Raw genomic sequence first — 19,521 nt, forward strand, 5'->3', positions numbered from 1 at the left:
GGCGAGGTGCGGGGCCTAGGCGTCGATGTGGTCGCGGTCCACTTCGGCGGCGCTGTTCACGATGAACTCTCTGCGCGGGGCCACGTCGCTGCCCATCAGGAGGGCGAAGATGCGCTCCCCCGCCTCCGCGTCCTCGATGCGGACCCGGCGCAGGATGCGGTGGCGCGGGTCCATCGTGGTCTCGGCCAGCTGGTCGGCGTCCATCTCACCCAGACCCTTGTAACGCTGTACGGGGTCCTTCCAGCGCTTGCCGCGCCGCTCGAGATCGCGCAGCACCTTGTGGAGCTCGGCGTCGGAGTAGCAGTAGATGTACTTGTCCTTGCCCCGCCCAGGGTTGGTCAGCTCGATGCGGTGCAGCGGCGGCACGGCGGCGAAGACGCGACCGGCCTCGACCATGGGCCGCATGTAGCGGTGGAAGAGCGTCAGCAGCAGGCAGCGGATGTGCGCGCCGTCGACGTCGGCGTCGGCCATCAGGATGATCTTGCCGTAGCGGGCGGCGTCGATGTCGAAGCTGCGACCCGAGCCGGCGCCGACCACCTGGATGATCGCGGCGCACTCGGCGTTCTTGAGCATGTCGGCCACGGAGGCCTTCTGCACGTTGAGGATCTTGCCGCGGATCGGCAGCAGCGCCTGGAACTCCGAGTCGCGGGCCAGCTTGGCTGTGCCCAGCGCGGAGTCTCCCTCCACGATGAACAGCTCGCTGCGGTCGACGTCGTCACTGCGGCAGTCGACCAGCTTGGCGGGCAGCGCGGAGTTCTCCAGCGCGCTCTTGCGGCGCTGGTTGTCGCGGTGCTCGCGGGCGGCGATGCGCGCCTTGGCGGCGGCGACGATCTTCTCGAGCGCGGCGCGCAGCTGCTGCTTGAGCCCGCGCGGCGGGTTGGCGAACACCTCTTTGAGCTCGCGGGAGACCACGTGCGAGACGATGCGCGTGGCCGCCGAGGTGCCGAGGACCTCCTTGGTCTGGCCCTCGAACTGCGGCTCGGGCACCCGGACGGTCACCACGCCCGTCAGGCCCTCGAGGATGTCCTCCTTGGTGACAGGGTCGTCGCCGTTCTTCAGCAGTCTGGTCTCGCGCAGCACCTCGTTGATCGTGCGGACGAGGCCGCGCTCGAAGCCCGTGATGTGGGTGCCGCCCTTGGGGGTGGCGATCACGTTGACGAACGAGCGGACGGTGCTGTCGTAGCCCTTGCCCCAGCGGATGGCCACGTCGACGGTGAGCTCACGCTGCACCTCGGTGGGCGTCATGTGGCCTTGGTCGTCGAGGACGGGCACGGTCTCGTGGAAGTGCCCGACGCCCTGAAGGCGCAGCACCTCGCAGACCGCCTCGTCGCGGGCGAGGAACTCGGTGAACTCGGAGATGCCGCCGTCGAAGCGGAACTCCTCGGTCTTGCCCTCGTGAATGAGGGCGAGCGTGAGGCCGGGGACGAGGAAGGCGGTCTGGCGCAGCCGTACGTGGATCTCGTCGATGGAGACCTCGGCGTCGGGCAGGAAGATCTGCTTGTCGGCCCAGAAGCGGACGCGGGTGCCCGTGACGCGCTTGCGCAGCTTGCCGCCGTCGCGCAGGCCGGACTTCTTCTTGAACTTGGCCGCGGGGCCGTCGCCGTCGAAGACGCCGGGCACGCCGCGCCTGAAGCTGATGAGGTGGACCTGGCCGTCGCGGTCGACCTCGACGTCGAGGCGGGACGACAGCGCGTTGACCACCGAGGCGCCGACGCCGTGCAGGCCGCCGGAGGCCGCGTAGGAGCCGCCGCCGAACTTTCCTCCCGCGTGGAGCTTGGTGTAGACGAGCTCGACACCCGGCAGACCGGACTTGGGCTCGAGGTCGACGGGGATGCCCCTGCCGTCGTCGCGGACCTCGATCGAGCCGTCGGCGTAGAGCTCGACCTCGATGCGGGTGCAGTGGCCCGCGAGCGCCTCGTCGACGCCGTTGTCCACGATCTCCCAGAGGCAGTGCATCAGCCCGCGGCTGTCGGTGGACCCGATGTACATGCCTGGACGCTTGCGGACCGCCTCGAGGCCCTCAAGCACCGACAGGTGACGAGCTGTGTAACCCGCCTCCACTACCGTCACTCCAGCTCCTCTGGTCTAGCCATCGAACACGTGTGCGTAGCCTACCGTTCTTCCCGTCTGCGCGCGTACAAGCTTGCCATCGGGTCACGTTTGCCGTTACCAACGGGGCCTTGGACGTTACCTTCCGCCACATTCTGCTCTGGGCGTAGAGAGGCCGTGATTGGGAACGTCCAGGTCCGGTTAGATGTTGTCTCAAGTGACTGACGCCAGATCCTCGCTTCGGCGGGGGTGACCCGAAAGGCGATACGTGACTGGAGCTCTCGCCCCCGTTAAGCCGCTGACGGCCCTCGACCGTTGCGACCGTTGCGGCGCCCAGGCCTACATTCGCGCGACCCTGCCAGTGGGCGGGGAGCTGCTGTTCTGCGCCCACCATGGGCGTCAGCACGTAGCCGTGTTGCGTGAGAAGGGCGCCGAAATCCTGGACGAGTCGGCTCGGCTCAGCGAACCCAAGGTAACCGCACCCAGCGACGATCGCTGATCTCTCAGCGTTCGACGCGATGACATAACCCCATATGGCATGACGCTCAGGCGGTGGTCCGGCAACCCGGGTCACCGCCTGCGTGCGTTCGAACGACCCTCCAAAGCCGCATGAAGGACCGTCAGGGCGCGGCCCAGGCGGTAATCCGGCAACCCGGACCACCCGCCCGCGCGCGTTCGAACGACCTCCAAAGCCGCACGAAGGACGCCAAAGCGCGGCCCAGGCGAAAGACCCGCCAACGGCAACGAAACCTGAGCGCCGCCCGAAGGCAGGCCCGAAGGCGCGGCCCGAAGGCGCGGCCTGGGAGGCGCGACCCCGAAGGCGCGGCCCGGGAGGCGCCGCCCGAACCGGGCGTCCGAAGTCACCGGAAAGGCTCGGGCCCCGCCCGGAGAGGAATCTCCGGATCAGGCGGGGCGGTCTCAGGACACGCGGTAGTGGTAGGCGCCGCGCGGTTCGAAGCCCTCGCCGCGATACAGGTTCCGCGCGCCCACGTTGCCCTCCGTCACCACCAGGTATGCCGAGGCGAGCCCCGCATGCCGTATCAGAGCGCGCAGGACGCTGCGGGCCAGGCCCCTGCGGCGCGCCCCTGGACGCGTCGCCATGCAGTAGATCCCCAGCGTGTCGCCCTGGGGGACGCCCCTGCCCACGGCCACCGGCGCGCCGGCCTCCTCCACCGCGGCGTACCACGCGGGCACTCCCGCGCAGATCCGCCCGCCCACCTCGGGGTCACGTCCCTCCACCCCTGCCCAGGTGTCGAGCCACGCGGGCCACGGGTGGTCCTCGATCCTGACCTCGTGCGCGGGGTGACCGCCTGGCGCCGGCGAGGCCACCATGACGAGCGTCGGGTCGGCCAGCCGGTACCCCCTGGCCTCCAGCAGGGAGTCGACCTCGGCGGGCGCGCTCGTCCCGAGCGAGAAGACGGTGGACCCGCCGCGCTCGGCATAGAACTTCTCCGCCTCGCCCACCGCCTCGGCGAGATCGGCGGGCAGCCCCGAGACCAGCACGGAGTTGGCCCGCTTGGTCACGCCGAGGGAGTGGCGCAGCGTCCACGGCTCCAGGGGCACGCGCTCGAGGGCCGGCCACGCCTCGTCAACCAGGCGGTCGAAATCCATCACGGCATCGTAGCGGAGGCCTTACCGGCGGCCGTCGCGAGGCCAACGTCGCACGTCAGCCGCCCAGGTGGTAAACCCGTACCCGTGCTGATTCTGCTCCCGCCCTCGGAGGGCAAGGCCGCGGAGGGGGACGGTCCCGCCCTCGCCGACCTGTCCTTCCCCTCTCTCGCCAGGCCACGCGCCCGCGTGGTGAACGCCCTCATCAAGGCCTCCAAGCGCCGCGACGCGCTCGACGTGCTCGGCCTGAGCAAGGGCCAGGCCGCCGAGCTCGACAGGAACCTGGCGCTCAAGACGGCGGCGACGATGCCCGCGGGCCAGCTCTACACCGGCGTCCTGTACGACAACCTGGGCCTGGCCACATTGGACGGCGAGGCCAGGGCGAGGGCGGAGGAGTCGCTGGTGATCTTCTCGGGCCTGTGGGGCGTGCTGAGGGTCGGCGACAGGGTCCCTCCGTACCGCCTGTCCATGGGGGTGAGTCTGCCGCCGATGGGCGCTCTGGCGGCCTTCTGGCGGCCTCTGGTGACCAAGGAGCTCGACCGGCTGCCGGGGCTGGCCGTGGACATGCGCTCGGCCACCTACGCGGGCGCGTGGAAGGCGGGCGCGCGCGGGGTGGCGGTGCGCGTGCTGAGGGACGGCAAGGTCGTCAGCCACATGGCCAAGGCCACGCGCGGCGAGATCGCCAGGAGCCTGCTGCTCAGCGGCGCCGACCCGGCCGGCCCCGACGAGCTGGCCAAGGTGCTCGACGATCTGGGCTACGCCGTACGGCAGGCTCCCGGCAGGATCGACGTGAGCGTCACCTGAGCCCGAACCGGCCACTGCCTCCACGCGCAGCGCGCGGCCTGCCTCACCACGCTGGACGCCCGGGTCACAGCCTCTCGTGAACGAGAACGGGGGTGCCGCTCCGAAGAGCGACACCCCCGTCCGTCACGACACCTAGTCGAGGTAGTCGCGCAACACCTGGGAGCGAGACGGGTGACGCAGCTTGGACATCGTCTTCGACTCGATCTGCCTGATGCGCTCGCGCGTCACCCCGTAGACCTTGCCGATCTCGTCGAGTGTCTTCGGCTGCCCGTCGGTGAGGCCGAACCGCATCGACACGACGCCCGCCTCGCGCTCCGACAAGGTGTCGAGAACGGAGTGCAGCTGCTCCTGCAGCAGCGTGAAGCTGACGGCGTCGGCCGGAACGATGGCCTCGGAGTCCTCGATGAGGTCGCCGAACTCGCTGTCGCCCTCCTCACCGAGGGGGGTATGCAGCGAGATGGGCTCGCGGCCGTACTTCTGGACCTCGACCACCTTCTCGGGGGTCATGTCCAGCTCGCGGGCCAGCTCCTCGGGCGTGGGCTCGCGGCCGAGGTCCTGCAGCATCTGCCGCTGGACCCTGGCCAGCTTGTTGATCACTTCGACCATGTGGACCGGGATGCGGATGGTCCGCGCCTGGTCGGCCATGGCGCGGGTGATCGCCTGGCGGATCCACCACGTGGCGTAGGTGGAGAACTTGTAACCCTTGGTGTAGTCGAACTTCTCGACCGCGCGGATCAGGCCGAGGTTGCCCTCCTGGATCAGGTCCAGGAACAGCATGCCGCGACCGGTGTAGCGCTTGGCCAGCGAGACGACCAGCCGGAGGTTGGCCTCCAGCAGGTGGTTCTTGGCCCTGCGGCCGTCTTCGGCGATCCATTCGAGCTCGGCCCTGACGTCGACGGGCAGCTTGTCGACCTCGCCGCCGCCGAGCTGCTCCTCGGCGAACAGGCCCGCCTCGATGCGCTTGGCCAGCTCGACCTCCTGCTCGGCGTTGAGCAGGGGGACCTTGCCGATCTGCTTGAGGTAGTCCTTGACCGGGTCGGCGGTGGCGCCCGCGGCGGCGACCTGCGCCACGGGGGCGTCATCGTCGTCGTCGGAGAGGATCAGGACCTCGTCGTCGCTGGTGACGACGACCTCGGCCTTGGGCTCCTCCTCGGTCTCCGCCTCAGGTTCGACCTCGACTTCGACCTCGACCTCTTCGACCACGTCGACCTCCAGGTCGTCGAGGTCTTCGAGCTCGACATCTGCCTCGAGATCGATGTCGTCTTCGTCGACACCCTCCGGGGACTTCGGCTTGGTCTCGGCGGGACCTGCTCCCGAGACCTCGGGCTTGGCGACCTTCTTGGCAGGCGCTGCCGCCTTCTTGGCCGCGGGAGCGGCCTTCCTGGCGGGCTCGGCCTTCTTCGCGGCGGGCCCCTCGGCGGGGGCGGCCTCAGCGGCGACGACCGCGGTCACGGTGTCGGGCTGCTGCTCCTTGGCAGCCGCTGCGGTTCTCGTCTTGACGGGGGCAGCAGTGCGGCGCTTTGCTGGACCACGAGACTTCTTCGGAGCCGCCGAGTCAGCGGCGGTCAGCCGGACGACGACGCCCTCTTTGCTGAGCGTCCGCAGGACCCCCGCGGCTTGCGACATGGGGATGTCCGCCTCCTCAAAGGCCTGACGGACATCCTCGGACTCGAGGAACCCCTGCGAGCGCCCACGCTCGAGCAGTCGCTGAATGACGGGCTCGTTCAGCTCTGATGGCTTCGAGCGAGTCGAACTTGCAGGCGACACGAACACCTCTCGAACGAACGCGTGGCGACAATGGACCCAGATGCCCGCTGGGGGGCTATGCCTCTCTCGGAGATCTAAGCGGCCGTGCGGAGCGCAAACGGACCATCCAGCATTCTGGCACGACCCGGCACTCCATACGGCCACCTCCCGGCGGTTGACCTCCACCCTAGGCCGACCGGAACAGTAGTGCGTACGGAAGCGGTGCACTGATACCCGAAAGCAACCCTTATGACTGTTTCATTCAGTCACTCTTCGTGGCGGCGGGAACGTGAATCGCCAGCGCCGTAACATCGTCATCCTGCTCATATCCGGCCAACATGCGGTCGACTAGGAAATCAAGCAGCATGTGCGGACTCGTCACGACCTCAGGCGGCGCTTCGGTCACAACCGAGCAAATTTCCGATAGCCCCGCGTCGAGACCGCGCTTGCGGTTCTCGACCAGGCCGTCGGAATAGAGCACGGCGGTGTGTCCTGGAGGCACCACGAACCTGAACTGCTTGCGCGTGGTGGGCCAGCCCAGCGGCGTGCCGGGCTCGGCGTCGCAGAGCACCGCCGTGCCCTGCGGCGAGACCAGCACGGGTGGCGGGTGGCCGGCGAGCGCGAGCGTGCCCTCGCCCGTGCCGGGCTCCACGACCATGTAGGCCAGCGTGGTGACCTGCTCCTCCTCCTCGGTGGCGTCGAAGACCCTGTCGAGCCCGCCCAGCACCGCGGCGGGCGGCGGGTTGGTCAGCGCCAGGGCGCGCATGGCGTTGCGGATGCGGCCCATGCCGGCCGCGGCCTTGACGCCCTTGCCCATGACGTCGCCCACGACCGCCGCGACCCTGCCGTCCTGCAGCACGAACGCGTCGTACCAGTCGCCGCCGACCTGCACGTGGCGGCTGCCCGAGCGGAAGCGCTGGGCCAGCTCGAGCCCCTTGACCACGGGCAGCCTGTCGGGAAGCAGGCTGCGCTGCAGCGTCTCGGCGGTCTTGTGCTCGCGCTCGAAGAGCGTGGCCCGCTCGACGGCCAGCGCGCACTGGCCCGCCAGTGCCTCCAGGAAGACGCCGTCCTCCTGGGAGATCTTCTGCGGCCTGGTGAAGGAGAAGCGCAGCGCGCCCAGAGCCCGCCCAGCGGCCAGCAGGGGCAGCCCGACCCACGCCCGCTCGTCGCTGGTGGCCAGGAAGCCGTTCAGGACCTCCTCGTCGCCTCCGGCGTCGAGCAGCTGCGCCTTGAGGCTCTCGGGCGACTCGGCGAAGACGGGCCTGCGGCTGTTGACGGCCATGGTGAGGACGCTGGAGTGCGACAGCGGGACCTCCTCGCCCGTCGCCCCGGGCACCTCGGGCACGCCGCCGCCGTTGACCAGCTTCAGCACCGCCCTGTCGAGGTCGAGCAGGGCGACGGCCGAGCGGTCGGCGGCCAGCGCGGTGCGCCCGACGTCGATGATGACCTGCACCACCTGCTCGACCGTGAGCGCCTCGGCCAGCATGGCGGTGGCGCCCTGCAGCCGGGCGGTGCGCAGGGCGGCGGCGCCGAGCTGGTCGGTCAGCCTGCCGCGCATCTCCTCGGCCTCGCGCTGAGGGGTGACGTCGGTGTTGGCGCCGACCCACTCGACCACGCGCCCGTGCCTGATGATCGGCACGGCCCGCACCTCGAAGTGGCGGAAGCCGCTGGCCCTGGTGCGGACGCGGTAGTTCCACTCGAACATGGTGCGACCGCGCAGCGCCTCCTTCCACACCTCCTCGGTGTGGCGGCGCTCGTCGGGGTGCACGGCCTCGAGCCAGCCGTGGGCGAGGTACTCCTCCAGGCCCTGGCCGGTGATGGCGCGCCACTGCGGGGCGTCCTCGACGACCGCGCCGGTGGGCGAGGTGATCCAGACCAGCTGGGACTGCGCCTCGACCAGCGAGCGGTAGCGCTCCTCGCTGCGGCGCAGGTCCTCCTCGGTCTGGCGGCTCTCGGTCATGTCGGCGCCGACCAGCGCCACGGCCTGCAGCTGGCCCTGCTCGTCGTGGACGGGCGAGAACGACAGCGCCCAGTGCCTGGTGTCGCCCTCGGTCGAGCGCACCCTGGCGCGCTCGGTCACCGGACAGTCGCTCTCGGTCACATCCTGGACGGCGTGCGTGACCAGCTGGCTGAGGTCGGCGGTGAGCGTCTCGGCAGGCGTGCGGCCCAGCAGCCGCTCCTCGGGCACGCCGACGACATCGCTGAACACCTCATTGGCCCGCACGAAGCGGCCCTCGGGGTCGAAGAAGGCGAAGGCGAACTCCGCCTCCGACATCAGGCCCTTGAACAGGCCGGAGTCTGAGATGTCCACACCCGACTCCCGGGGACGGGGCACGGAGGTCTCGGCGCTCATGGTCGGCACCTCCGTCGCGTGCCAGGGTCTCCCACGCGGCACATCTCCATAACTGTGTATCGGCGTAGCGCAGCTCCGGGCGACCGGATTCTGCTGTACATCATCGGCGATGGGCATGTGCGGACGGAAGCCCCGGCCGCCATACGGTCAACGCATCCTGTCAAAATCGCTCCACTGTGCGCAGCAAGATCAGGCTACTTGGCCTTGGCCGCCTTCTTGGCCTCCTGCTTGGTGGCTCGCACCTTCTCCAGGCTCTCGGCGTCGACGACGTCGGCCACGGAGCGGAAGGACCCCTCCTCACCATAGGGACCCGCCGCCTCGCGCCAGCCCTCGGGCCTGACGCCGAGCTGCTTGCCCAGCAGGGCGAGGAAGATCTGCGCCTTCTGCTTGCCGTACCCCGGAAGGTCCTGCAGCCGCCTGGCCAGCTCCTTGCCGTCGGTGACGCCGGCCCAGACCTGCTCGGGCCTGCCGTCGTAGTGCTCGACGAGATAGGCGGCCAGCCGTTGCACCCGCTCGGCCATGGACTTGGGGTAGCGGTGGACGGCGGGCTTCTCGGCGAGCAACGCCGCGAACGCCTCCGGATCATAGGCCGCTATCTCCCCGGCCGTCAGGTCATGGCCCAATCTCTCGGAGATCGTGTAGGGGCCAGCGAAGGCCCACTCCATCGGGATCTGCTGGTCGAGCAGCATGCCGATGAGCAGGGCGAGCGGGCTGCGGCCGAGCAGCTCGTCGGCCTCCGTCCGCTGGGCGAGCTGGATGCGCATGGAACCAGCTTCGCACGAAAGGCCCTTGCGAGAAGCGAACACAGGCCGCAGAGAGGGTTGACAGCCGCCCGAGAACCGATGAAATGAGAACGCACAACCCAGCTTGACCGTTCCTAGGGTTTTGCCCTGCGGCTCTAGAGGAATCTCACTCCTATGCTCGCACTGGCCACTCGCCTCATTCGGGAACCGGTGAGCCTACGCCTGGCCTCCGACTTCCTCACCGTGCCCATCGAGACTGTCGACCGCTGTGTGGCCGACGCGCTCGCCTGCGCCGAGCACCTCGGCATCGAGGCGACGCCCGACATCGTCGAACGCATCGCCCGCGAGCATCTGCTCGCACTCGTGAACTCCGCGCCGCCCCCGCGGACACCCCGATAACATCGACATCATCGACCCGACCCGCTGGACCGAGGCACGATCTCTTTCGTAAACGCACCGTTTGCGCCTGGAATGCGAGAGAGTGGAGGCGTGCGCCGACACCGACGAGACCCACGGGAGAGCACTCCGCCGGACGACGTGTTCGCTGAGATGGTGCAGGCCGCCCGCGAGCTGCTGGCCGTACGCAGTCCCCTCGACGCGGAGCTGATGGTCTCCGACATGGTCGGTGCCTGGTGGGGCCGCCGAGTGCGCGGCGGCGACGTCGAGCAGGTACTGGGCGAGGGCCTGGTCGACTACGCGGCCAAGGCCGGCACTCCAGCCTCCCTGACCCTGCTGATCTGCCTCGCCTATCTCGGCACCGCCAGACAGGGCGCCAAGGCCGAGGGCGCGGCGCTGGCGATGATGGAGTCGGGCGTGGCCAGGCCAGGCTGGGCCGACAGGGTCGGCGCGGTCAAGCCGACGGGGTGCTACGTCTCCCGCGACGCCTACGGCGACCAGGACACCGTGATCTGCACCTTCGCCTACCGCTGGAACGGCGCGGCGGACAACGCCCAGGACCGGCATGCCCTCGTCATGGTCGTCGACTACAACATGTCGGGCATGGCCCGCGACGCGTGGGTCTCCTCCCAGGTCGACAAGCTGATCGAGCAGGCGCGCGCCGAGGCCGAGGCCAACCCGATGCTGCTGTTCGAGGAGATCGAGCCCCAGCAGGCCAGAGCGCTGCTGGAATCGGCGATGCGGGCCACCCGCGAGCCCAAGAGCCCTCCGCCCGTCAGCGACAGCTACAGCGCCTACCACGCCTTCGCCAGATCGAGGCTGAAGGCGCTGCCGCCGGGCCGCAAGCGGCCCGCGCCACGGCACAGCGAGGCGCCTTACAGCAGGGAGCGCAGGGCGATGCTGGCGGCGGAGTTCCTGTCCTCCGACGCGGCCGAGCACCTGTCTGACCCCTCGGCGGCCTCGCGCTGCGCCGACCACATCATCGACTACGGCTGCGAGCAGGACTTCGACAGGCCGCTGCGGGTCAGCCCCACCAAGTGCGAGACGTTCCTGCTCGACTGGCTGCCCCGCAAGGTGATGCTGAGCGCCGCCGAGCAGGAGGCGATGCCGCACGCGCTGGCGGCGTGGGTACGCTTCGCCGCCCGCCGTACGGGCCTGCCCGACCAGGGCGTCACCGCGACGCTCGACGCGGTGTGGGAGGCCACGGCGCGCTTCCCCGAGGCCTACCGCGACCCTGCCTCCTATGGCCTGGACATGGCGCTGCTGTCGAGGCTGCTGCCGGACGGCGACCTGTCGGCGCTGGCCAGGCGGGTCTTCGCCTTCCCGATCCTGCAGGGCACCCACGGCGACGTCGACCTCGACACGCTCAACCCCGCGGACGAGGCCGACCGGCGCATCCTGCTGGAGCTCGACCACGTGGGCGAGATCGACGAGCAGCACCTGGCCTGGCACGAGGAGATCGCCACCAGGCTGTGGGAGGGCGATCCGCCTCAGCTGTGGGAGGCCGCGCAGCGGCTGCTCGACCTGGGCCACGACCGGCACGAGGTCCTCCACGTGCTGATCGAGATCGTCGAGCGCATAGGGGCCGACCCCGACGAACTCGCCGCCGCGCTGGATGACATCGCGGACATCCCCGACGAGCTGTAGCGTCGTGACTTATGGTGATCGACCTCAACGCCGACCTCGGGGAGGGGTTCGGCATCTGGCGGCTCGGCGACGACCTCGCCCTGCTCGACATCGTCTCCTCGGCCAACGTGGCGTGCGGTTTCCACGCCGGCGACCCTGTGACGATCAGGCGCACGTGCGCCGCGGCCGTCGACAGGGGGGTGGCGATCGGGGCGCAGGTGTCCTATCGCGACCTGGCCGGCTTCGGCCGCAGGGAGATGGACGTCGATCCCGAGGAGCTGTGCGCGGAGGTGCTCTACCAGCTGGCCGCCGTCGACGGCATCGCCAGGGCCATGGGAGGGCGGGTCTCCTATCTCAAGCCGCACGGCGCCCTCTACAACAGGGTCGTCCGTGATCCGGTGCAGGCGGCGGCGGTGGTCGACGCGGTGCTCGACTACGACGCCTCGCTGCCGATCCTGACGCTGCCCGGCTCGGCGGTCCACGCGGCGGCGGCCGAGGCGGAGGTGCCCACGGTCACCGAGGCGTTCGCCGACCGCGCGTACACGCCGTCGGGCACGCTGGTCTCGCGGCGCGAGCCAGGCGCCGTGATCGACGATCCCGCGCTGGTCGCCGAGCGCGCGGTGCGCATGGTCGTGGAGGGCGTGGTCACCGCCGTCGACGGCTCGCAGGTGCGGGTGGACGCCCGCTCGATGTGCGTGCACGGCGACACCCCGGGCGCGGTACGGCTGGCGCGGGCCGTGCGGGACGGGCTCCTGGAGGCCGGGGTGGCCATCCAGTCCTTCGCATGAGCGTGATCAGGCGGGCGGGCGAGCACGGGCTGCTGGTGGAGACCGGCTCGCTGGCCGCCTCCCATCGGCTCGACGCGCTGCTCAGGGCCTCGAGGCCGGAAGGGGTCGTGGAGATCGTGCCGGGGCCGGAGACGGTGCTGGTCGTGGCGCCGGGCGCCGACCTGCCGAGGCTGCGCTCCGGCCTGGCCGGCCTGCGCGACCTGGCGCTGTCCTCCTCAGGAGCCGCCTCGCTGTCGGAGGAGGTCGTGACCGTTCCCGTCGTCTACGACGGGGAGGACCTCGCCTCCGTCGCCGAGGAGACGGGCATGCCGGTCGAGGAGGTGATCGGCAGGCACACCGGTAGGGAGCTGGTGGCCGGCTGGCTGGGGTTCGCTCCTGGGTTCGCCTACCTCACGGGGCTGGATCCGGCGCTGCGCGTGCCCCGCCTCGCCACCCCGCGCACCTCGGTGCCCGCGGGCTCGGTGGCCATCGCGGGCCCCTACGCGGCGATCTACCCCACGGCCTCGCCCGGCGGATGGCGGCTGCTCGGGCGCACGTCGCTGCGGGTGTGGGACGTCCACGCCCAGCCGCCCTCGCTGCTGCCGCCCGGCACCCGCGTGCGCTTCGAGGCCGCATGATCGACGTGCTCGCGCCCGGCCCCTACGCCACCGTTCAGGACCTCGGGCGGCCCGGCTACGCGCATCTGGGCGTGCCCCGCTCGGGCGCGGCCGACGCCGCCGGCCTGCGCCTGGCCAACCGCCTGGTCGGCAACCCCGAGGGCCACGCGGGGCTGGAGCTGACGTTCGGCATGGCCCGCTTCGGCTTCAGGTCGGGGGCGTGGCTGGCCGCCGCGGGCGCCCCCTGCCCGATGGAGATCTGGAACGAGCGCGGTGTGATGTCCTCCGCGCAGGGGATGGGCGCGCCGTTCTGGATCGCCCCCGGCCACGAGCTCAGGATCGGCTCTCCCGAGCGGGGACTGCGCACCTACCTGGCCGTGCGCGGGGGGATCGACGTGGAGCCTGTGCTCGGCAGCAGGTCGACCGACTCCCTGTCGGGCCTCGGTCCTGCTCCGCTTCGCGCGGGCACGCGGCTGCCCGTGGGCGAGGTGCGGTCGCTCGCCTCGATCTCGGTCGACCTGGCTCCTCCCGCCGCTCCCCCGCCGCCGGTGCTGCGCGTGCTGGCCGGCCCTCGTGACGACTGGTTCTCCCCCGACGCGCTGGCCGAGCTGTGCGCGCGGCCGTACGAGGTCAGCCAGGACAGCAACCGGGTCGGTGTACGGCTGCGCGGCCCCGCGCTGAGGCGCGTCAGGGAGGGCGAGCTGCCCAGCGAGGGGATGGTCACGGGAGCGGTGCAGGTGCCGCCGAGCGGTCAGCCGATCGTGTTCCTCACCGACCATCCGCCGACGGGCGGCTATCCGGTGATCGGCGTGGTGCTCGCCGCCGACCTGGCCGTGGCCGCGCAGGCCAGGCCGGGCGACCGGATCAGGTTCAGGGTCGCGGGGCGCTGAAGGCAGGCCCTCGGCCGGCCCCCTGGCCAGGGTCAGCCTTCGCCGGTCAACACCCGCCGCATCCTCTCGACGGCGCGCCGCAGCGGCTCCTCGGGGAGCTGCTCGAACAGCTCCAGCGCGATCTGGCCGTCCTTGCCCTCCCAGACGCCCGCCACCCTGCCCTCGTGGATCACCACGGGTGAGATCCATCCGGCCGCCCTGCTCACCTTGGCCTTGACCGGGGCGGGGATGAGGGCCTCGAGGGTGCGGGGGGCGCCGAGGATGTACTGGTCGAAGCCGGGCAGCAGGTGCACCTCGCGGGAGGGCGTCGTCGCGGCCAGCGCGTCGACGTGCTCGGTCAGCGCGAGCAGCTTCGCGCCCTCGACGTCGACCTCGGTGAGCTCGGGCGCCAGGTCGCGGAACCACGCTCTGAGCACGGCCTTCTTCGCCACGCCGCCGAACAGCCAGCTGTCGAGCATCTCGGGCGAGGCGGGGCCGTGCGCCGCCAGGAAGGAGCGGGCCACGCGCACCCCCGCCTCCTCCTGCGGCGGCAGGGCGTCGGGCCAGGACGGCAGCCACGCGCGCGGGGAGGTGAAGGCGACCTTGCCGTCGCTGGGCGGGGCGTAGCAGAGCTCGCCCAGGCGGGCCAGCGGCTTGAGCAGCGCGCCCCAGCCGGAGGTGAGAGCCTGCCGGAGGTGGGCGTCGCCGGTGAGGTCGACGACCGCCTCGACCAGCTCCTCACGGGTCAGGCTCGCGCCTTCGAGCGCCTTGGGGACGGCGTCGATGATCGCCTCGATCTCGGCGGCGGTGACGCCGTGGCCGCGCTGCCAGGAGCCTTTCTCCCACGAGCGCAGGGTGCCGAGCGCCGCGCAGTGGTCGGCCAGCTCGTCGGCGGGCACCAGGTGGAGGGTGCCGCGCATGACCCACGTCTTGGCGAGCGTGCGCTCCTGCCACAGCGCGCGCTCGATCTCATCGTGGTCGGGCGCGGCGGCGCGGACGGCGACGGCGTGCCTGGCCGAGGAGGAGACCTGGGCCTGGACGCCGCAGAGCCTGCGCGCGATCTCCACGGCGGAGGGGCCGTCGGCGGCGGAGACGAACTGCCGGGACAGTCGCCAGGCGAGCACTTGGGGCCAGGTCAGATTCACAGGACTACTTCTACACCCAGGCGCCGACAGAACGGCGCCCCCGTAGGGCCGGGGGCGCCGGGAGGCGGGTCAGCCGGTGAAGCCGATGTCCTGGTACTTCAGGTCGTAGAAGCCCCGGGCCCCGAGGTTGGCCAGGGTCTGCCTCACCGCCACGTTCTGCGGCCGCTGGTAGAGCGGGACGACGTTCACCGCCTCCCAGATGAGCTTGTCGGCCGCGTTGGTCGCCGCGCGGGCCTGGGCGAGGTCGAGCTCGGCCGTCGCCTTCTGCATCGCGGCGTCGATCTCGGGCGAGCCGATGCGTCCGAGGTTGGCGTTCCAGTTCCGCTCACCCTTGGAGTCGGTCGAGGCGTTGGCGAAGATCCCGTAACCACTCGAGACTGGAAATGGCGTGCCGATGTAGGAGAACGCCGTCATGTCGTAGTTGCCGGGGATGATGTGTTTGGTGAAGAAGTCGTCGCTGGGCACCGCCTGCAGCGTCACCTGGACCCCGATCTGGGCGAGCATGTTCTGGATCAGCTCGCCCTCCGACTTGGTCAGCTGGAGGCCCGACGGCATGACGAACTTCAGGTTCAGCGGCTTGCCGTCCTTCATCCTGGTCTGCCCGCTGAGCTTCCAGCCCGCCGCGTCGAGCGCGGCCTTGGCCTTCTCCGGGTCGTAGGTCCCGAGCGCCCCCGCGTTGTCCTGGTAGCCCTCCTGGGTGTTCATGAAGAAGTGGTTGTTCAGCAGCGTGATGGGCCAGTCGAGGCCCTGCAGGTCGGACTGGGCGATGGCCTGCCTGTTGATCGCCATGGTGATGGCCCTGCGCACGTTGACGTCCGACAGGACGGCGCTCTCGCCGTTCATCGTGATGTGCCGGAAGTCGGGGCCGGCCGCCTGCCGTACGAGCGAGCCCTGGGTGGACTTGGCCCTGGCGTAGTCGGGAGCGGAGGGGCCGATGTCGAAGACGTCGATCTCGCCGTTGGTGAAGGCGCCGACCAGCGAGTCGCTCTCCATGGAGCGGTAGATGACCTGGTCGAGCTTGGCCTTCTCGCCCCACCAGGCGTCGTCGCGGACGATCGTGATCGTCTTGGCCGTCTGGTCGAAGCCCTGGAACCTGAACGGGCCCGCCGTGACGGGGATCTTGTTCAGCCACGAGGTGTTGAAGGTCTCGGGCGAGGTGTTGGTGGCCTTCGGATAGAGCGGGGCGAACAGCGACTGCCAGTCGCCGAAGTCGTTCTTGAAGGTGATGACGACCTCGTAGTCGTCCTTGCCCTTGGCGACGCTCTCGATGTCCTGGTACCCGGTGGTGGAGGCGACGCGGAAGTCGGGGTTGGCGCCGTTCAGCGCCTTCCACTGGGCCGCGTAGTCCTGCCAGGTGATCGCCTCGCCGTTGGACCACCTGCCCTTGGGGTTGAGGGTCAGGGTCACCACCTGCTTGGGGTCGGTGGCCGTCACCCTGCCGTCGGTGAGGTAGTCGGCGTTGCCGCTGATCACGCCCTTCTCGTCGGAGACGAACGGCGAGGGCAGCATCCCCGCCACCACGCTCCGCACGTTGGCCAGGTTGCCGTCGACGTGGTTGATGTTCCACTGGGTCGGATACTCGTCGATGCCCCAGCGCAGCGTGCCGCCGTCCTTGACCCGGTCGCGGGGCACCACGTTGACGTCGAAGGCCTTCAGCGCGGCAGGGGCACCCGCCGAGGGCTCTCCCGCCGGGCCTGCCGTGCCTTGCTCTCCGCCACCGCCTCCACAGCCCGCCAGGGCCAGCGAACCTGCCATGGCCAGGGCCACGGCGAGCCGGGATCTGCTCACTTGCTCCTCCTGCGCTAGACGACTTCGAGCTTCTCGGCGTAGTGACATGCCACGCCTTGATCGACGTCGAGCGGCCTGACCTCCGGCTCGACCTCCACACACCTGACGCGTTCGCCGTCGGTGAGGGCCTTGAACTTCGGGCACCGCGTGCGGAACCTGCAGCCCGAGGGCGGGTGGGCGGGGCTCGGCAGGTCTCCCTCGAGCAGGATGCGCCGCCTGGAACGTTCCTTCACGGGGTCGGGCAGCGGGATCGCCGACAGCAGGGCCTGCGTGTACGGATGCATCGGCGCCCCGTAGACCCGCTCGACGTCGCCGATCTCGGCGATCCTGCCGAGGTACATCACCGCCACGCGGTCGGCCAGGTGCCTGACGACGGCCAGGTCGTGCGCCACGAACAGGTAGGACAGGCCGAGGCGGCGCCTGAGGTCCTCCAGCAGGTTGACCACGCCCGCCTGGATCGAGACGTCGAGGGCCGAGACGGGCTCGTCCAGCAGGACCAGCTTGGGTTCGAGGGCCAGCGCCCTGGCGATGCCGATGCGCTGGCGCTGCCCGCCGGAGAAGTCCTGCGGATAGCGGGCGGCGTGGCCGGGATCGAGGCCGACCAGGTCGAGCAGTTCGCGCACGCGCGTGCCCGCGTCGCGCCGCCCCTGGGTGCGCAGCGGCTCGGCGAGGATGTCGTAGACGGTCATCCTCGGGTCGAGCGAGGCCAGCGGGTCCTGGAAGACGACCTGCATGTCGCGCCGCAGCGCGGTCCTGTCGCGGGCGCCGAGGGCGGCCACGTCACGACCGAGCACGGCGATCGTGCCGCGCTGCGGCTTCGTCAGCTCGAGGATCTCCGTGAGCGTCGTGGTCTTGCCGCAGCCCGACTCACCGACCAGCCCGAGCGTCTCGCCCCTGCGGATGTCGAAGGTGATGCCGTCGACCGCGTGGACGGTGCCGACCCTGCGCCTGAACACCGCGCCTTTCGTCAGCGGGTAGTGCTTGACCAGGTCGGCCACCGACAGCACGACCTCGCGGCCCTCGCGGGGCGTGGGCGCGGCCCTGACAGCGGGCCCGGCGGCGGGTTCGGCGGCGGGCTCCGGCGTCGCGGCGTGCCTGCCTCTGACCTCCCCCGCCACGTCGTATACCTCGGCGGGCGACAGGTTCTCCCTGGCGATCTCCTCCGCCCGGATGCACGCCGCCAGATGCCCCGGGCCGTTCACCGGCTCGAGCGGCGGCTCGGCCTCGGCGCACGCCTCGATCGCCATCGGGCAGCGCGGCGTGAACGGGCAGCCGGGCGGCAGCTCGGCGGGTGAGGGCGGGTTGCCCTCGATCGGCACCAGCGGCCGGCGCCCTCCGGCGTCGAGGCGGGGAACGGAGCCCAGCAGGCCCATCGTGTACGGCATGCGCGGCCGGTAGTAGATGTCGTCGACCTGCCCCACCTCGACGGCCCTGCCCGCGTACATGACCAGGACCCTGTCGGCGAAGCCCGCCACCACCCCGAGATCGTGGGTGATCATCACGATCGCCGCGCCCGTCTCCTTCTGCGCCTTCTTCAGCACGTCGAGGACCTGCGCCTGGATGGTGACGTCGAGCGCGGTGGTCGGCTCGTCGCAGATGATGACGTCGGGGTCGTTGGCGACGGCCATGGCGATCACCGCGCGCTGGCGCATGCCGCCGGAGAACTCGTGAGGGAAGGCCCTGGCCCGCTGTCCCGGGTTGGGGATGCCGACCAGGTCGAGCAGCTCCACGGCCCTGACCATGGCCTGCTCGGCCGTCACCTTCTGGTGGACGCGCACCGCCTCGGCGATCTGGTCGCCCACCCTGTAGACGGGCGTGAGCGCCGAGAGCGGGTCCTGGAAGACCATGGAGATCGTCCTGCCGCGGAAGGCGGTGAGCGTCTTCTCCTTCGCGCCGAGGATCTCGGTGCCGCGCAGCCGTACCGACCCCGTCACGCGGGCGTGCGGGGGCAGCAGACCCATGACCGCCAGGGCGGTCACCGACTTGCCCGAGCCCGACTCGCCCACGATGCCGAGCACCTCGCCCGCGCGCACCTCGTAGCCGACGCCGCGCACCGCGCGCACGTCCCCGAAGCGGACGTCGAGATCGGCGACCTGGAGAACGGGATCGCTCATGAGCCCCTCTTCGAGGTGGGGTCGAAGGCGTCGCGCAGTGAGTCGCCGATGAGGTTGACCGACAGCACGGTGAGGATGAGCAGGCCCGCGGCGAACCAGAACGTCCACGGCGCGAAGACGGCGGTCTTGGAGCCGTCGGCGATCAGGCTGCCCAGCGAGACGTCGGGCGGCTGGATGCCGAAGCCGAAGTAGGACAGCGTGGTCTCGGTGAGGATCGCCGAGCTGACGTTCAGCGTGGCGTCGACGACCAGCAGGGACGACATGTTCGGGATGACGTGCCTGAAGATGATCGTGGGGGCGGGCACGCCCATGTAGCGGGCGGCGCTGATGAACTCGCGCTCCTTGAGCGAGACCGTCATCCCGCGCACGACCTTGGAGGTGATCATCCAGAGGAACAGCGCCAGCATGATCACGAACAGCACCCACGCGCCTCCCGCGAACAGCGGCGACATGATGGCCAGGATCAGGAAGCTGGGCAGCACGAGCAGCAGGTCGACCACCCACATCAGGACCCTGTCGGTCCAGCCGAGGAAGTAGCCGGCGAAGGCGCCGACCACGGCCGCGAGCGTGGTGGCCACGACCGCCACGAGCAGGCCGACGATGAGCGACTTCTGCATGCCGCGCAGGGTGACGGCGAAGACGTCGGCGCCGGTCTGGAGCGTGCCCCAGTAGTGCTCGGCCGACGGCGGCCGCAGGAAGGCGGCGAAGTCCTTGTCGGTGTAGGTCCAGTGGGTGAAGTGCGGGCCGGCGAAGGCCAGCAGGAACATCAGCGCGAGCAGGGCGAAGCCGAGCTGTCCCTGGCGCATCGTGAAGAAGCGCCTGGCCACCACCCTGCCCCTGGACGGCGCCTTGATCTTGACGACCTGCTCGGCCAGCTCCTCGTCGGCGATGCTCAC

The 19,521-nt window shown here is 70.5% G+C and carries 16 protein-coding genes; 7 read left to right on the plus strand and 9 right to left on the minus strand.

Annotated features, from left to right (window positions below; translation table 11 throughout):
- Window positions 1-15: 15 nt before the first annotated feature.
- Window positions 16-2,070 (minus strand): DNA gyrase/topoisomerase IV subunit B, encoded by a 2,055-nt coding sequence (locus FHR33_RS13910; protein ID WP_183646953.1) that lies wholly within the window; start codon window positions 2,068-2,070, stop codon window positions 16-18.
- A gap of 247 nt (window positions 2,071-2,317) precedes the next feature.
- Here FHR33_RS13910 and FHR33_RS50205 point away from each other — a divergent pair, with 247 nt between their 5' ends.
- Window positions 2,318-2,548: a DUF7455 domain-containing protein gene (locus FHR33_RS50205; RefSeq protein ID WP_312895525.1), complete on the plus strand. Its 231-nt coding sequence runs from the start codon at window positions 2,318-2,320 to the stop codon at window positions 2,546-2,548.
- Window positions 2,549-2,967: 419 nt separating this feature from the next.
- Here the strand turns inward: FHR33_RS50205 and FHR33_RS13915 are convergent, their stop codons facing one another.
- Window positions 2,968-3,660, minus strand: a complete 693-nt coding sequence (locus FHR33_RS13915; RefSeq protein WP_183646956.1) for a GNAT family N-acetyltransferase — start codon at window positions 3,658-3,660, stop codon at window positions 2,968-2,970.
- Between the two features lie 84 nt (window positions 3,661-3,744).
- On the opposite strand from FHR33_RS13915, the gene FHR33_RS13920 reads away from it, so the two are divergent.
- Window positions 3,745-4,461 carry a YaaA family protein gene (locus FHR33_RS13920; RefSeq protein ID WP_183646958.1) on the plus strand — a complete coding sequence of 239 codons (717 nt, stop codon included), beginning with the start codon at window positions 3,745-3,747 and terminating at the stop codon, window positions 4,459-4,461.
- A 132-nt stretch (window positions 4,462-4,593) separates the two neighbouring features.
- Here the strand turns inward: FHR33_RS13920 and FHR33_RS13925 are convergent, their stop codons facing one another.
- The 3 genes from FHR33_RS13925 to FHR33_RS13935 form a co-directional block, all read right to left on the minus strand.
- Window positions 4,594-6,228, minus strand: a complete 1,635-nt coding sequence (locus FHR33_RS13925; protein WP_183646961.1) for an RNA polymerase sigma factor — start codon at window positions 6,226-6,228, stop codon at window positions 4,594-4,596.
- Between the two features lie 241 nt (window positions 6,229-6,469).
- Entirely contained in the window at window positions 6,470-8,560 is a 2,091-nt protein-coding gene (locus FHR33_RS13930; protein ID WP_183646964.1) for a SpoIIE family protein phosphatase, read from the minus strand.
- A 194-nt stretch (window positions 8,561-8,754) separates the two neighbouring features.
- The gene (locus FHR33_RS13935) at window positions 8,755-9,324 is read right to left on the minus strand and encodes an HhH-GPD-type base excision DNA repair protein (RefSeq protein ID WP_183646967.1); all 570 of its coding nucleotides are present in this window, start codon (window positions 9,322-9,324) and stop codon (window positions 8,755-8,757) included.
- 189 nt (window positions 9,325-9,513) lie between these two features.
- Between FHR33_RS13935 and FHR33_RS13940 the strand changes: the two genes are divergently transcribed.
- The 5 genes from FHR33_RS13940 (at window position 9,514) to FHR33_RS13960 (ending at window position 13,599) form a co-directional block, all read left to right on the plus strand.
- Window positions 9,514-9,702 carry a hypothetical protein gene (locus FHR33_RS13940; protein WP_376773144.1) on the plus strand — a complete coding sequence of 63 codons (189 nt, stop codon included), beginning with the start codon at window positions 9,514-9,516 and terminating at the stop codon, window positions 9,700-9,702.
- Between the two features lie 150 nt (window positions 9,703-9,852).
- Complete coding sequence (locus FHR33_RS13945) at window positions 9,853-11,346, plus strand: hypothetical protein (RefSeq protein ID WP_183660072.1); 1,494 nt, start codon at window positions 9,853-9,855, stop codon at window positions 11,344-11,346.
- Window positions 11,347-11,357: 11 nt separating this feature from the next.
- Window positions 11,358-12,113 carry a LamB/YcsF family protein gene (locus tag FHR33_RS13950; protein ID WP_183646974.1) on the plus strand — a complete coding sequence of 252 codons (756 nt, stop codon included), beginning with the start codon at window positions 11,358-11,360 and terminating at the stop codon, window positions 12,111-12,113.
- The gene (locus FHR33_RS13955) at window positions 12,110-12,730 is read left to right on the plus strand and encodes a 5-oxoprolinase subunit B family protein (protein ID WP_183646977.1); all 621 of its coding nucleotides are present in this window, start codon (window positions 12,110-12,112) and stop codon (window positions 12,728-12,730) included. Before FHR33_RS13950 ends, FHR33_RS13955 begins: the two co-directional genes overlap by 4 nt.
- Entirely contained in the window at window positions 12,727-13,599 is an 873-nt protein-coding gene (locus tag FHR33_RS13960) for a 5-oxoprolinase subunit C family protein (RefSeq protein WP_183646980.1), read from the plus strand. The genes FHR33_RS13955 and FHR33_RS13960 overlap by 4 nt, the downstream gene beginning before the upstream one ends.
- Before the next feature lie 32 nt (window positions 13,600-13,631).
- On the opposite strand, the gene FHR33_RS13965 is transcribed toward FHR33_RS13960, so the two are convergent.
- The 4 genes from FHR33_RS13965 to FHR33_RS13980 all read right to left on the minus strand — a co-directional run bounded on the left by FHR33_RS13965 (window position 13,632) and on the right by FHR33_RS13980 (window position 19,521).
- Entirely contained in the window at window positions 13,632-14,723 is a 1,092-nt protein-coding gene (locus FHR33_RS13965; RefSeq protein WP_312895526.1) for a DNA glycosylase AlkZ-like family protein, read from the minus strand.
- Between the two features lie 69 nt (window positions 14,724-14,792).
- Complete coding sequence (locus FHR33_RS13970) at window positions 14,793-16,511, minus strand: ABC transporter family substrate-binding protein (protein WP_312895527.1); 1,719 nt, start codon at window positions 16,509-16,511, stop codon at window positions 14,793-14,795.
- A gap of 14 nt (window positions 16,512-16,525) precedes the next feature.
- The gene (locus FHR33_RS13975) at window positions 16,526-18,625 is read right to left on the minus strand and encodes a dipeptide ABC transporter ATP-binding protein (RefSeq protein WP_183646982.1); all 2,100 of its coding nucleotides are present in this window, start codon (window positions 18,623-18,625) and stop codon (window positions 16,526-16,528) included.
- A complete protein-coding gene (locus FHR33_RS13980) occupies window positions 18,622-19,521 on the minus strand; it encodes an ABC transporter permease (protein WP_312895528.1) in 900 nt (299 codons plus the stop codon). Before FHR33_RS13980 ends, FHR33_RS13975 begins: the two co-directional genes overlap by 4 nt.

This window comes from Nonomuraea dietziae (genome assembly GCF_014195505.1).
Lineage (GTDB): Bacteria > Actinomycetota > Actinomycetes > Streptosporangiales > Streptosporangiaceae > Nonomuraea > Nonomuraea roseola.

Bases quoted from the DNA above. Each gene is read 5' to 3' on its own strand.
- FHR33_RS13975 (WP_183646982.1), bottom strand. From the start codon at position 18,625: ATGAGCGATCCCGTTCTCCAGGTCGCCGATCTCGACGTCCGCTTCGGG.
- FHR33_RS13960 (WP_183646980.1), top strand. From the start codon at position 12,727: ATGATCGACGTGCTCGCGCCCGGCCCCTACGCCACCGTTCAGGACCTC.
- FHR33_RS13950 (WP_183646974.1), top strand. From the start codon at position 11,358: ATGGTGATCGACCTCAACGCCGACCTCGGGGAGGGGTTCGGCATCTGG.
- FHR33_RS13945 (WP_183660072.1), top strand. From the start codon at position 9,853: ATGGTGCAGGCCGCCCGCGAGCTGCTGGCCGTACGCAGTCCCCTCGAC.
- FHR33_RS13935 (WP_183646967.1), bottom strand. From the start codon at position 9,324: ATGCGCATCCAGCTCGCCCAGCGGACGGAGGCCGACGAGCTGCTCGGC.
- FHR33_RS13930 (WP_183646964.1), bottom strand. From the start codon at position 8,560: ATGAGCGCCGAGACCTCCGTGCCCCGTCCCCGGGAGTCGGGTGTGGAC.
- FHR33_RS13955 (WP_183646977.1), top strand. From the start codon at position 12,110: ATGAGCGTGATCAGGCGGGCGGGCGAGCACGGGCTGCTGGTGGAGACC.
- FHR33_RS13915 (WP_183646956.1), bottom strand. From the start codon at position 3,660: ATGGATTTCGACCGCCTGGTTGACGAGGCGTGGCCGGCCCTCGAGCGC.